The 12,993-nt window shown below is 67.3% G+C and carries 14 protein-coding genes; 8 read left to right on the top strand and 6 right to left on the bottom strand.

Annotated elements, in window-relative coordinates:
* Nucleotides 1-117: 117 nt before the first annotated feature.
* Nucleotides 118-1,419 (bottom strand): MFS transporter, encoded by a 1,302-nt coding sequence (locus ACZY0X_RS10470; RefSeq protein ID WP_463770043.1) that lies wholly within the window; start codon nt 1,417-1,419, stop codon nt 118-120.
* A gap of 82 nt (nt 1,420-1,501) precedes the next feature.
* Between ACZY0X_RS10470 and ACZY0X_RS10475 the strand changes: the two genes are divergently transcribed.
* Both ACZY0X_RS10475 and ACZY0X_RS10480 read left to right on the top strand, forming a co-directional pair.
* Nucleotides 1,502-2,458 (top strand): GlxA family transcriptional regulator, encoded by a 957-nt coding sequence (locus ACZY0X_RS10475; protein ID WP_463770618.1) that lies wholly within the window; start codon nt 1,502-1,504, stop codon nt 2,456-2,458.
* A 55-nt stretch (nt 2,459-2,513) separates the two neighbouring features.
* A complete protein-coding gene (locus ACZY0X_RS10480; protein ID WP_463770045.1) occupies nt 2,514-3,038 on the top strand; it encodes a gamma carbonic anhydrase family protein in 525 nt (174 codons plus the stop codon).
* Here the strand turns inward: ACZY0X_RS10480 and ACZY0X_RS10485 are convergent.
* On the bottom strand, nt 3,035-4,066 hold the full coding sequence (locus tag ACZY0X_RS10485) for an aldo/keto reductase (RefSeq protein ID WP_463770046.1): 1,032 nt from the start codon (nt 4,064-4,066) through the stop codon (nt 3,035-3,037). The genes ACZY0X_RS10480 and ACZY0X_RS10485 overlap by 4 nt on opposite strands.
* 96 nt (nt 4,067-4,162) lie before the next feature.
* On the opposite strand from ACZY0X_RS10485, the gene ACZY0X_RS10490 reads away from it, so the two are divergent.
* The 3 genes from ACZY0X_RS10490 (at nt 4,163) to ACZY0X_RS10500 (ending at nt 6,646) form a co-directional block, all read left to right on the top strand.
* On the top strand, nt 4,163-4,753 hold the full coding sequence (locus tag ACZY0X_RS10490) for a TetR/AcrR family transcriptional regulator (RefSeq protein WP_463770620.1): 591 nt from the start codon (nt 4,163-4,165) through the stop codon (nt 4,751-4,753).
* Nucleotides 4,754-4,814: 61 nt separating this feature from the next.
* Nucleotides 4,815-5,954, top strand: a complete 1,140-nt coding sequence (locus ACZY0X_RS10495) for an NAD(P)H-binding protein (protein ID WP_463770048.1) — start codon at nt 4,815-4,817, stop codon at nt 5,952-5,954.
* Nucleotides 5,951-6,646 carry a lysostaphin resistance A-like protein gene (locus ACZY0X_RS10500; protein WP_463770050.1) on the top strand — a complete coding sequence of 232 codons (696 nt, stop codon included), beginning with the start codon at nt 5,951-5,953 and terminating at the stop codon, nt 6,644-6,646. Before ACZY0X_RS10495 ends, ACZY0X_RS10500 begins: the two co-directional genes overlap by 4 nt.
* Nucleotides 6,647-6,649: 3 nt before the next feature.
* Here ACZY0X_RS10500 and tet(V) read toward each other — a convergent pair whose 3' ends face one another.
* Complete coding sequence (gene tet(V), locus ACZY0X_RS10505) at nt 6,650-7,933, bottom strand: tetracycline efflux MFS transporter Tet(V) (RefSeq protein ID WP_463770052.1); 1,284 nt, start codon at nt 7,931-7,933, stop codon at nt 6,650-6,652.
* A 135-nt stretch (nt 7,934-8,068) separates the two neighbouring features.
* The gene (locus tag ACZY0X_RS10510) at nt 8,069-8,878 is read right to left on the bottom strand and encodes an enoyl-CoA hydratase (RefSeq protein WP_463770054.1); all 810 of its coding nucleotides are present in this window, start codon (nt 8,876-8,878) and stop codon (nt 8,069-8,071) included.
* A gap of 108 nt (nt 8,879-8,986) precedes the next feature.
* Here ACZY0X_RS10510 and ACZY0X_RS10515 point away from each other — a divergent pair, with 108 nt between their 5' ends.
* Genes ACZY0X_RS10515 through ACZY0X_RS10525 form a run of 3 tightly spaced genes read left to right on the top strand, consistent with a single transcriptional unit; the run spans nt 8,987 to nt 11,894 of the window.
* The gene (locus tag ACZY0X_RS10515; RefSeq protein WP_463770056.1) at nt 8,987-10,081 is read left to right on the top strand and encodes a CaiB/BaiF CoA transferase family protein; all 1,095 of its coding nucleotides are present in this window, start codon (nt 8,987-8,989) and stop codon (nt 10,079-10,081) included.
* Nucleotides 10,082-10,136: 55 nt separating this feature from the next.
* Nucleotides 10,137-10,889, top strand: coding sequence for a 3-hydroxyacyl-CoA dehydrogenase (locus tag ACZY0X_RS10520; protein WP_463770058.1), 753 nt, complete (start codon nt 10,137-10,139; stop codon nt 10,887-10,889).
* A 9-nt stretch (nt 10,890-10,898) separates the two neighbouring features.
* A complete protein-coding gene (locus tag ACZY0X_RS10525) occupies nt 10,899-11,894 on the top strand; it encodes an NAD(P)H-dependent flavin oxidoreductase (RefSeq protein WP_463770060.1) in 996 nt (331 codons plus the stop codon).
* 222 nt (nt 11,895-12,116) lie between these two features.
* Here ACZY0X_RS10525 and ACZY0X_RS10530 read toward each other — a convergent pair whose 3' ends face one another.
* Nucleotides 12,117-12,239, bottom strand: coding sequence for a hypothetical protein (locus ACZY0X_RS10530; protein ID WP_090363461.1), 123 nt, complete (start codon nt 12,237-12,239; stop codon nt 12,117-12,119).
* A gap of 83 nt (nt 12,240-12,322) precedes the next feature.
* Nucleotides 12,323-12,868, bottom strand: a complete 546-nt coding sequence (locus tag ACZY0X_RS10535; protein ID WP_463770062.1) for a DoxX family protein — start codon at nt 12,866-12,868, stop codon at nt 12,323-12,325.
* Nucleotides 12,869-12,993 lie beyond the last annotated feature (125 nt).

Genomic DNA, 12,993 nt, shown 5'->3' on the forward strand with positions numbered 1-12,993 from the left:
GACGCGTCGTCTTACTCGGAAATTGGGCGGAAATGCATCCCCCGACGCGGGCGCCCCCGAAAATGGTATGTGGAGAACGCTGTGACACGCCAAATCGCAGTGACGTGGGCCACAGCGTCAGGCACCGGGTTCTGCGGCGATGACCGGCGCTCTGCGCACCTGCCAACACAGTAGCGATGCGACGGCGCACAGGCCTGCGGCGAGGTAGAAGGCAAGGTCATAGTCGCCCCGCAGATCGCGCAGCCAACCAGCCCCCGCCGCCGCTGCGGCGGCACCGATCTGGTGGGAGGCGAAAACCCAACCGAAGACCACGGGTGCACGGGTGCCGAAGTAGTTGCGGCACAGAACGATGGTCGGCGGGACCGTGGCGACCCAGTCCAAGCCATAGAAGATGACGAACACCCACGTGCTCGGGCTGGCATGCGGAGACAGCAGCGACGGCAGCAGGAGCAGTGACACGCCGCGGCCCGCGTAGTACACGACGAGGAGAAGTCGAGGGTCGACGCGGTCGGTGAGCCAACCGGAGAACACCGTGCCAGCGACGTCGAGGATGCCGATCGTGGCCAGCAGACCCGCGGCGAGCGTCGTCGGCATGCCGTGGTCGTTGGCGGCCGGAATGAAGTGCGTGCCGATGAGCCCGTTCGTGGTCATGCCGCAGATCGCGAAGCTCGCCGCGAGCAGCCAGAACGCGGGCACCCGGACGCCAATGAGCAGCCCGTCGAATGCGGCGCGGAAGCTTCCCGTCTGGAGCCTCGCGGGGGGCGATGACTCGGCGGCCGGTGATGCTGATCCGCCGTATGCCGTGACGCCCTTGTCGGCCGGGTAGTTGCGGATGAACACCAGCACGAGCGGCACGACGGCGAGCGCGGCGGCGGCCACGATCAGCGATGCCCACCGCCAGCCGTGCCGGACGGTCACCTCGGCGACGACGGGAAGGAAGATCAGCTGACCGGTCGCGCTGGCGGCCGTGAGGACACCGGTCACCAGCCCGCGCCGCTGTTCGAACCAGCGGGTGGCGATCGTCGCCACGAAGCCCATCGATATCGACCCGGTGCCGATGCCCACGAGCACACCCCAGAACAGCACCAGCTGCCAGCTCGCCGTCATCGTCACCGAGAGCGCCGATCCTGCCGCGATGAGAGTGAGGGCCACGGTCAGCACCGGCCTGATCCCGAATCGGTCCATCAGAGCGGCGGCGAACGGCGCGGTGACGCCGAACAGCGTCATGTTGACCGACATCGCCAGCCCGACGGTGCCGTGGGACCAGCCGAACTCGTCGTGCAGCGGGTTCATCATCACGCCGGGGATGGACCGGAATCCCGCCGCACCCAGAATCGCGATGAAGCTGACACCTGCGACCACCCACGCCCAGTGGATGCGAGGGCGCCGGCTCGTGGCGGCGGGCGAGTCGACCGTCATCGGACAACTGTCGCCGAGCGGGCCGCGGCGCGACAGTGGCATGAATGACACCAATCGTCAAAAACATGCCAAGATGGCAGATGTGCATCGCGTCGCCGTCCTGCTCCTCCCGCCGGTCGTCGCCTTCGACGCGACGATCCCGCCAACGCTGTTCGGCGCCGCGACGGACGAGGACGGCAGCCCGCTCTACGACGTGGTGGTCTGCGGTCTGACGACCGAGCGCGTACCCGGCGCCAACGGTTTCGACGTCGTGCCGACGGCGGGGGTCGAGGCGTTGGCGACCGCCGACACCGTCATCGTGCCCGGCACCCGCTATAGGCCCGCCCGCGAAGACGGTGTGCTCGCACCGGACGCGCGTGCCGCGTTCGACGCGATCCGACCGGGCACGCGGATGGTGTCGATCTGCACGGGTGCGTTCGTCCTGGCCGCGGCGGGTGTCCTCGACGGGCGGCCGGCCACGACGCACTGGAAGTTCGCCGACGCCCTGAGGCGTCTACATCCGCGGGTGAACGTCGACGAGGATGTGTTGTTCGTCGACGACGGTGATGTGCTGACCTCAGCGGGGCTGGCCGCCGGAATCGACTTGTGCCTGCACCTCATTCGCTCGGATCACGGCGCTCGGGTCGCCAACGACGTGGCGCGCTACTGCGTCGTGCCGCCGTGGCGCGAGGGCGGTCAGGCGCAGTTCATCGACCGGCACCTCCAGGTGGACGATGGCGCGTCCACCGCGGCGACGCGGGAATGGGCGCTGCGACACCTCGACGAGGTATTGACCGTCGACCGGCTGGCGCGACACGCGCACATGAGCCCGCGGACGTTCAATCGCCGCTTCCGCGAGGAGACCGGCCAGGCACCCGGGACGTGGATCCGGAACCGCCGCGTGGACCGCGCCCGTGAACTCCTGGAGTCCCGCGATCTGCCCGTTGACGAGGTCGCCCGCCTCTCGGGCCTGGGATCGGGCGGAAACCTGCGACACCATCTGCGCCGCGGTATCGGCATGTCGCCGTCGAGTTACCGCAAGGTCTATCAGGGCGCGTGACCCGGGTGCGGGGCACGTGACCAACGAACTAGCGCCCCTGCCTACGATTCTCCGCATGCCCGAACCCCTTCTGCTGCCCGTAAACGGCCACACGCCGCATCTGCACACCGAGTCCTGGGTGGCACCCAATGCCGCACTGATCGGACAGGTGACGCTCGCCGCCAAGGCCAGCGTGTGGTTCAGCGCGACCCTGCGCGCCGAGTTCGAGCCCATCGAGATCGGCTTCGGGTCCAACGTCCAGGACGGGGCAACTATCCACGTCGACCCCGGCTTTCCCGTCCGACTCGGCGCGGGCGTCACCGTCGGCCACAACGCTGTGGTGCACGGGTGCATCGTCGAGGACGATTGCCTGATCGGGATGGGCGCGATCATCCTCAACGGGGCGCGGATCGGGGCGGGCTCACTCGTGGCCGCCGGCGCGGTCGTGCCGCAGGGCGCGGTCATTCCGCCACGGTCGATGGTCGCTGGCGTTCCCGGCAAGATCCGGCGCGAACTGACCGACGCCGAGGTCGACCACAACAGGCTCAATGCCGCCGCCTACCAGCACCTGCTTGAACTTCACCGCGGCGCACGCGACTAACCCACCAGCGGCGGGTTGAGACGCGCGAACCCCTCCTGTCGGTGGTAGGGAAAGTAGGGGTAGGGCGCCTCGACCCGGCTGGCGGTGTCCAACCTGGCCCGTTGGTCCTCGGTCAACCGCCAGCCGACGGCGCCCAGGTTCTCCCGCAGTTGCCGTTCATCGCGCGCCCCGACGATCACCGACGACACGGTGGGACGGGCCAGCAGCCAGTTCAGTGCGATCTGAGGCACGGATCTGCCTGTCTCCGCGGCGATGTCATCGAGGACGTCGACTATCGCGAATAGTCGCTCGTCGTCGACCGGAGGGCCCGCATCGGCGGTAGCGTGCAACCGACTGCGCTCCGGAAGCGGCGCACCCCGTCGGATCCGGCCCGTCAGGCGGCCCCAACCCAGTGGGCTCCACACGATGGCGCCGACGCCCTCCGCAACGCCGAGGGGCATGAGTTCCCACTCGTAGTCGCGTCCGGCCAGCGAGTAGTACACCTGATGCGCCACGTAGCGCGGTCGATGGTGCGCATCGGCGAGGGCCAACGACTTCATCAGCTGCCAGCCAGCGAAGTTCGAGACGCCGACATACCGCAGCTTGCCCTGTGTGACAAGGATTTCCAGTGTCTGCAGTACCTCCTCGATCGGAGTGTGCGCATCGTAGCCGTGCAGCTGGAACAGGTCTATGCGATCGGTCTGAAGCCGTCGCAGCGAGGCGTCGACAGCACGTAGCAGCCTGCTCCGCGAGGTTCCCCAGTCGTGCGGGCCGGTGGGCAACGCCGCCTTGGTCGAGATGAGCACGTCGTCGCGGCGTCCCCGTAGTGCGGCGCCCAGCACCTCCTCGGAGGCGCCGTCGGAGTACACGTCCGCTGTGTCGAACAGGGTGATGCCTGCCTCGAGGGCGATGTCGACGATCCTTCGCGCCGCGTCGACACCGGTGTCGCCCCACGCGCCGAAGAAGTCGCCGACGCCGCCGAACGTCGCGGCGCCGAAACTCAACTCGGACACCACGAGCCCTGACTCGCCTACCCGTCGATACTCCATTGCCAACTCCTTAATGGGAACACATTCTCGTTAACGGTCAGCGGGTGCAACTTGAGCTAATGAAACTTTATTCCCGTTAAACTGGAACTCGTGACGATGTCAGCTGATCGCAGACCGGGTGGACGGACTGCGGCCGTGCGCGCCGCGGTCCTGCGTGCCGTCGCGGATCTGCTCGTCGAATCGGGTCTCACCGGGCTGGAGATCCCACTGGTCGCGGAGCGGGCCGGAGTGGGCAAGTCGACCATCTATCGCAGGTGGGGGACTGTGCCGGCACTCGTCGCCGACCTGCTGAGCGAGATGGCCGAGACGTCGGTGCCGCGCGCCGACACGGGGTCGCTGCGCGGCGACCTGCACGCCAACGCGCACCTGGTCCGCAGGACGCTGTCTGACCCACGGCAGGGACGGCTGTTCAAGGCGATAATCGCCGCGGCGACGTGTGACGACCGCACCGCCGACGCGCTGGCGGAGTTCTATCGACGCCGGCTCGCGGAGTGGTCGGAGTGTGTCGAGGACGCGATCCGGCGAGGTGAGGTGCCGCCCAGAACCGTGGCACCGGCGGTGATAGGGCAGGTGTCCGCCCCGATGTACTACCAGTTCCTCACCAGCACAAAGCCTCTGACCGCCAGCGATGCCCGCCGCGCGGCCGATGCGGCGCTGGCCGCCGTCGACGCGGGAGTGTTCACGTGAGGGCTGGCGCACATCATGGTTCCGGTGGGACGTGCTCGGGTACATGCCTACGGTGAAAGCCATGCGAGCGTTGGTTACGGGTGCGACCGGTTACGTCGGCTCGCGACTGGTTGGTGAACTCCTGGGCGCCGGTCACGAGGTGGTCGCAGCCAGCCGAGACCCTCAGAAGCTGACGGCCTTCGGCTGGTCCTCTGACGTGACCCCGATCGCCCTGGACGCCCATGATGCGGAATCCGCGACCCGTGCCTTCGCCGACGCGGGCCCCATCGACGTCGTCTACTACCTGGTGCACGGAATCGGGCAACCCGACTTCCGCCAGGCGGACAACCGGGCCGCGGCGATCACCGCGGCCGCCGCGAAGGCCGCCGGTGTGCGTCGCATCGTGTACCTCGGCGGCTTCGTCCCCGAGCACGACGAGCTCTCCGAGCACCTGGCCAGCCGCGCGGAGGTGGCCGAGGCGCTGAGCATCGAGGGTGGGCCCGACGTGGTGTGGCTGGGCGCGGCGATGATCATCGGCGCCGGGTCGACGTCGTTTGAGATGCTGCGCTACGTCAGTGATCGCTTCCTGGTGCTCCCGATGCCGGAGTGGTCGGCCAATCCGATGGACCCGATCTCGATCCGCGACGTGCTCTACTACCTCGTCGCGTCGGCGGACGGTGACGTCGTGCCCGCGGGGGCCTATGACATCGCCGGCCCCGAGACCACGTCATACGGCGACCTACTGGCGTCCTACGCCAGGATCGCCGGCGCGTGGCGGGCGCGCGTGCGCGTGCGTGGCGTCAACACCGGCCTGGCGTCATTCCTGACGGGTGCGCTGCTTCCGGTTCCCGGCAACCTGGCGTCCGACCTGGTTGACTCCCTTGACTTTCCAATGATGGCCTCCCAGGACGGACTGTGCGGCAAGGTCGCCAATCCGCCCGGTGGACTGGTGGGGATCGACGACGCGATAACGCGCTCGCTAAGCGGCGGTCGTGCCCTGCCGGTCAACGGCCTGGCCGATCCGCATCACCTGGCCGACACCGATCCCGACTGGGCGGGCGGCGACCGGCTCCGCCTTCAGCGACTCGCCGCGGCCGTGACACCGTCGTTCGTCCGGCCCGCACTTGGCCTGCTCGGCGCCGTGCCCGGCCCCGTTGCGGGTGCGGTCCGTGCCGGCCTGGACCACCTGATCGGGTTGATCCCCAAGGGCGCCACCGCATGAGCCTCATGGCCGAGATCGGAACGATCGCCAGCAGCCGGGCGGTGCCCCACGAGGAAGCGCCGTCGACTGTGCGCCGCCGGCGCATCGTCGTTGGTGTCGTTCTCGTCATCGGCGCCGTGTTACTCGGGTTCTCCCTGACGCGGCAACCGGGCGACACCGCGTTCTACTGGCTGACGATGGCGTTGGCGGCGGTGTGGGCGCTCGGCGCGTGGGCGTCGGGCCCACTGCACCTGGGCCACATCCGTTTTCGCGCACGCAGCAGACGGCCAATCGTGTTGGGCATCGCCATCGGCCTGCTGGTGGGCGCGGCGTTCATCGTCGGCGCGCTGGTGGCCCGAGAGATCGCGCCGGTGCGGGACTACATCGTGGCTGTACTGGAGTTCGCGAACTATGGACCGATCCTGCTGGTCGTCCTCATCACCGTGATCAACGGTGTGGCCGAGGAGATGTTCTTCCGCGGTGCGCTCTACAGCGCGCTGGGCCGGTTCCACCCGGTGATGGTGTCGACGCTGGTGTACGCCATCGCGGTGTCGGCCGCGGGCAACCCCATGCTCGGTTTCGCGGGCATCATCCTCGGCGGGGTGTGCGCCTATGAGCGCCGGGTGACCGGGGGAGTGCTCGCACCGATGCTGACCCACTTCTTCTGGGGTCTGGCCATGGTGCTCGCACTCCCTCCGATCTTTGGCGTCTGACGGTTAACGCAGCGGGTTGGCGATCTCGTCGCGCGGCATCCGCGCGGCGAGCAGCGCGACCGCGGCCAGCACAGCCGGCACGATGCCCGCCACCACGAAGATCGTCTGCATCGACACCACCTTGGACAGCGGGCCGACGATCGCGAACGACACCGGCATGAAGGCCAGCGACACGAAGAAGTCCAGGCTCGACACGCGGCCGAGCATCTCCCTCGGGACGCGACGCTGCAGCAGCGTCCCCCAGATCACCATGCCCGCACCGTCGGTGACACCCACGATGAACGTCGCGGCCGCCATGAGCGGAAACGACGATGTGGCGCCGACGACCACCAACGGCAGTGAGCCCAGACCCCACATCGACATCATCACCGTCAGATAGCGCCGCGGCAGCCGGCCCGACGACACGGCCAGCGCGCCGATGGCGCTGCCCATCCCGAAGAACGCCAGGATGAACCCGTAGGCGCGGGCGCCGTCGGCGAAGCGGTCTTGGGCGATGAACGGCAACAGCACCTCGATCGGACCGATCACCACCAGCACGAACATGCTCGCGAACAGCAGGGTCCAGAGCAGCCACGGTGTGCCGACCATGAACTTGAAGCCGTCGCGCAGGTCGCGCAGCAGATGCGGGCGCTTGACGTCGGCCGAGGGTGCGGTGTCGCGCGGCGGCCTGGTGGCGATCAGGAGCACCAGGCCGATCGCGAAGAGCCCGGCCACCACGAACGCACCCAGTGCCGGGAACGTGGCGCCGATCAGCACGCCCGCGACCGCGGGGCCGACCGCCCGCTGAAACACCGGCCGAACCACACCCTCGACGCCGTTGGCGGCGAGCAGCTGCTCGGCGGGCAGGATGCGCGGCAGCAGCGCGCTGTAGGCGGGAAAGAAGAACGCGGCGGCGATGCCAAGCGTCCCGGCGGCCACGGCCATATGCCAGATGCGCAGTGCACCAACAGAACCCAGGACCGCGACCGTGGACACCGCGATGACGTTGACCGTCTCGACGGCGATGATGATGGTCCGCTGGTTGATCCGGTCGGCGGCGATTCCACCCACCAGGACGAAGGAGACCAGGCCAGCGCCCAGACATGTCGCGACCAGGGACAGCGACGTCGGGTCGGGGTCCAGCGCGATGACCTGAAGTGCCATCACGACGGCCCACATACCCTCGGCGAAAATCGAGATGGCCAGTGCGCCAATGAGCAGGCGGTACTCGCGGATGTAGAAGGGTGCGAGCACACGCCAGCCGCCGCGCCTCTGCGCGGACTGATCGAGGCCTAATTGCGTACTCACCAATCAATGGTCGGGTACCGACCCCCGCTGAGTCGAACGATTATTCGGCGTCACAAGCCGTTGAGATAGCGCTGGCGGTGGTGGTCTCTCGCAACTTGCCGCGCTGACCGCTATCTCAACGTGGACACCGGCGACTCAGTCGTCGGTGAAGGTAGGCGCGCGGCGCTCCTGGAACGCCATGGCGCCCTCGTGGAAGTCCTTGGCCGTCAGCAGAGTCATCTGGCCCTCGGTCTCGCGGCCGAACGCGGCGCCGAGTTCGGTCAGCGTGGCGGCGTTGATGGCGTGCTTGGTCTTGCGCAGCGCCACCGCGGGCCCCGACTTCAACCTCGCCAGGACGGCGTCGACTCCCGCGTCGAGGTCCTCGGCGGGGTAGACGGCACTCACCAGGCCTGCCGTGAGTGCGTCAGCCGCGGAGAGCCTTTCGGCCAGCAGTGCCATCCGCATCGCACGTGTGCGGCCGATCGAGGCCGCGACCAACGCCGAGGCGCCGCCATCGGGCATGAGGCCGATCTTGGTGAACGCCAACAGAAAGTAGGCCGTCTCGGAGGCGAGGATGATGTCGGCCGCGATGGCCAGAGAGACGCCGACTCCCGCAGTCGGACCCTGCACCACCGAGACCACTGGCTTAGGCGAACTGATGATCGCGCTGACCGCTCGGTTCGCCGCCTCCAACACGTCGCCGGGGGCTCCGCTCGCGCCCGGGTTCGCGCGGTCCTCGGCGCCGATACCCGCGCCTGAGCTGAATCCTCGGCCTGCGCCACCCAACCGGACCACTCGCACCGCGGGGTCGTCACCTGCGCGTTCCATGGTCGAGGTGATGGTCGACAGCATCGCCGCGGTCAGCGAGTTCAGGCTGTCGGGACGGTTCAGAGTCATCGAGAGCACCCCGTCCGACAGGGATACCTTGAGATCGTCGATGCCGGTGTAGGACTCGGTCGTGCTCATGCGTGCCTCGTTCGCGTTTGGCGGGCCCGCGGCCCGCAGCGTAATCGACTTGGTTATACAAGTAAGCTACGTCGGCGGTCAACAATTCAACTGGTGAGGGGCGTTGCGATGGCGGGACCACTGCAGGGATTGCGAGTCGTCGAGTTGGCGGGCATTGGCCCGGGGCCGCATGCGGCGATGATTCTCGGCGATCTGGGGGCCGATGTGGTGCGCGTCGAGCGGCCGCCCCGAAACAGTGGCGGCGTACCCGCGCCCAGTCGCGATTCGATGTTGCGCAACCGGCGCTCGGTCGCCGCTGACCTCAAGAGCGATGAGGGCCGCGAGCTGGTGCTGAGCCTCATCGCCAAGGCCGACGTTCTGATCGAGGGGTACCGGCCCGGTGTCACCGAGCGTCTCGGCCTGGGCCCCGATGACTGCGCCAAGGTCAACGAGCGGCTGATCTACGGGCGCATGACGGGCTGGGGGCAGGACGGTCCTCGCGCGCTGCAGGCCGGCCACGACATCAACTACATCTCGCTCAATGGACTGCTGCACGCCGTCGGCCGCAAGGACGAGAAGCCGGTGCCGCCGCTGAACCTCGCCGGTGACTTCGGCGGCGGGTCGATGTTCCTCATCGTTGGAATCCTGTCCGCGCTGTTCGAGCGCCAGAGTTCGGGCAAGGGGCAGGTGGTCGACGCCGCGATGATCGACGGCTCCAGCGTGCTGATGCAGATGATGTGGAGCTTTCGCGCCACCGGAATGTGGTCGGATGTCCGCGGCACCAACATGCTCGACACCGGTGCGCCCTACTACGACACATATGAGACGGCCGACGGCCGCTACGTCGCAGTCGGCGCGATCGAGCCACAGTTCTATGCGCTGCTGTTGGCAGGCCTGGAGTTGGATCCCGCCACGCTGCCCGGCCAGAACGACATGGCTCGCTGGCCCGAACTGCGCGAGGCATTCACCACGGCGTTCGCCGCCAAGGACCGCGACCACTGGGCCACGGTGTTCAACGGCACCGACGCGTGCGTGACACCAGTTCTGAGCTTCGCCGAGGTTCAGACCGAACCGCACATCACCGAACGCGGCACCTTCTTCGCCGATGGCGACAACCTGGAGCCCATGCCGGCTCCGCGGTTCTCCCGCAGCCAGCCTCCGACACCCACCCCGCCCGGGGTGCCCGGTGCCGACACCGAGGCCGTCCTGCGCGACTGGGCATAGCCCCAACAGTCAGTTGGCCGGGGATGCCGGCCACCCCCATGAAAGGAATGCATCTGTGCAGATCAAAGACGCCGTAGCGGTCGTCACCGGTGGAGCCTCCGGGCTGGGCCTGGCCACCACGAAACGACTGTTGGACGCGGGCGCCAGCGTGGTCGTCATCGACCTCAAGGGCGAGGAAGTGGTGGCCGAACTCGGTGACCGCGCCAAGTTCGTCGCCACCAACGTCACCGACGAGGACGGGGTGTCCAAGGCGCTCGACGTCGCGGAGTCGCTCGGACCGCTGCGGATCAACGTCAACTGCGCGGGCATCGGCAACGCGATCAAGACGCTGGGCAAGGACGGTCCCTTCCCGCTCGATGGGTTCCGCAAGGTCGTCGAGGTCAACCTGATCGGCACGTTCAACGTGCTGCGTCTGGCTGCCGAGCGGATCGCCAAGAACGAGCCCCTCGGTGAGGAGCGCGGCGTCATCATCAACACCGCCTCGGTCGCGGCATTCGAGGGCCAGATCGGTCAGGCGGCCTACTCGGCGTCCAAGGGCGGCGTGGTCGGTATGACGCTGCCGATCGCCCGCGACCTGTCGCGGAGCCTGATCCGCGTCTGCACCATCGCCCCGGGGCTCTTCAAGACCCCGCTGCTGGGCTCGCTGCCCGAGGAGGCGCAGAAGTCACTGGGCCAGCAGGTTCCGCATCCCGCGCGCCTCGGTGATCCCGACGAGTACGGCGCACTTGCCGTGCACATCGTCGAGAACGCGATGCTCAACGGTGAGGTCATCCGCCTGGACGGCGCGATCCGCATGGCTCCGAGGTAGAGGCGACAGATGACGATCACGACGAAGTTCACTGAGGTCTTCGGGGTCGAGCACCCCATCGCCCAGGGCGGCATGCAGTGGGTCGGCCGTGCGGAGTTGGTGGCCGCGGTCGCCAATGCCGGTGGCCTTGGATTCATCACGGCGTTGACCCAGCCCACCCCTGCCGATCTGGCCCGCGAGATCGCCAAGACGCGCGAACTCACCGACAAGCCGTTCGGGGTCAACCTGACGATCCTGCCGTCGATCAACCCGCCGCCCTATGACGAGTACCGCCAGGTCATCATCGACGAGGGCGTGAAGATTGTGGAGACCGCGGGATCCAACCCCGCGCCGCACCTGCCGATGTTCCACGACAACGGCATCAAGGTGCTGCACAAGTGCACCTCGGTGCGCCACGCGGTCAAGGCGCAGAGCCTGGGTGTGGACGGCATCAGCATCGACGGCTTCGAGTGTGCGGGCCACCCCGGCGAGGACGACATCCCCGGCCTGGTGCTGATTCCGGCGGCGGCCAAGCAGATCGAGATCCCGATGATCGCCTCGGGCGGCTTCGCCGATGCCCGCGGACTGGTTGCGGCGTTGGCGCTGGGTGCGGACGGTATCAACATGGGCTCACGGTTCATGTGCACCGTCGAGTCATGCATCCATCAGAACGTCAAGGAAGCCATCGTGGCCGGTGACGAACGCGGCACCGAGCTGATCTTCCGCAGCCTGAACAACACCGCTCGCGTTGCGAGCAACGTGGTGTCGCGTGAGGTTGTGGACATCCTCAAGGGTGGCGGTGAGTTCGGCGACGTCAAGGATCTCGTCGCGGGTGTGCGTGGCCGCAAGGTGTTCGAAGACGGCGACCTGGACGCGGGTATCTGGAGTGTGGGCACTGTGATGGGGCTGATCGACGACATTCCGACTTGCGATGAGCTGATCTCACGCATCGTGCGTGAGGCCGAGGATCTGATCGCCGCACGACTGGGCGGCATGGTCTCGCAGACGGCGAGCGCTTCCGTCTAGTCCGCTGACCCGGACGTTCAGATTGCGCTGAGGGTCGTGATTCCCCTCGGCTCACGACCCTCAGTGCAATCTCATGCGGGCGTTCAAGTCGGGCGCCCTCATGCAAAAAGCCGCCGACGCGTAGGTCGGCGGCTTTGTTGCGCTCAGGTCGAGCGTGCACGTGACGCACACACGCCGCGCGTACCTCATATGCAGCGTCGGCCCGTTTGGGCCGACTCGCGGTTAGACCGCTGCGGCTAGGTCAGGGAACTGTTCTGAGGTGTCACCCTCAACCAGGACGTCCCCGTGGTAGAGGGCGTCGAAATCAACTTTGATGACATCGGCACTGGTGTCGTCGATCCACATGTACTGGACAGTAACCATCACTATTAAGAGTTTGTTGAGTCACGATTCGGAAAATGGTGGCAATTCTTACCGGGGGGTAGGTTTCAGGGGGTCGGGTCGCTCAGATGAAGCGGATTCGTGCCATTCAGCAAGATCCAGGTCGCGACTATGGCGGCGACAGCGACGACGAATAGTACGATCGCGACAAATCCCGGCCATCGCGCCCGGCCGAAGATTCTGGCGTCCAGTGAGAACGCGCCCGCACCCGTGAAGAGCAGGGCCGTTGCGGCGAACGCGACCATGAACGGCACGTTGAACGGCATCGACCAGAATGCGTCGCCGGAGACGTTGACCGCCCAGGCGCCGATCATCGCGGCGATCACGGCACAGGACGCGATGGGCGTGAGCAAACCCAGAATCAGGCCGATGCCGCCGACGGTCTCGGCGATGGTCACCAGGAGTGCGGCGAACTGCGGCATCCGCCATCCACCGGTCTCCATGAAATTAACGGCGCTCTGCAGGTCGAAGGCCTTGATGAGCCCCGCCTGAACCATCGTCGCACCGGTGGCGAGCCTTAAGACGAGCAGGCCGAAGTCGGCGAGCGAGGAGGTCCGGGAGGTGTAGACGTCCGTTTCGTCCGTGGTGTCCATACGCTCAGGATATTGGCAGCGCGGTGTTGTGAACTATCGCCGCGACGGGGTCGTGTCTCGGTGGAGAGACGCGTTGACGCTCCTAGGTTAGCGTTGATAAGTTAGCGCCGATATTGTCGTGGATG

The sequence above is a fragment of the Mycobacterium sp. IDUB_39 genome (assembly GCF_055419205.1).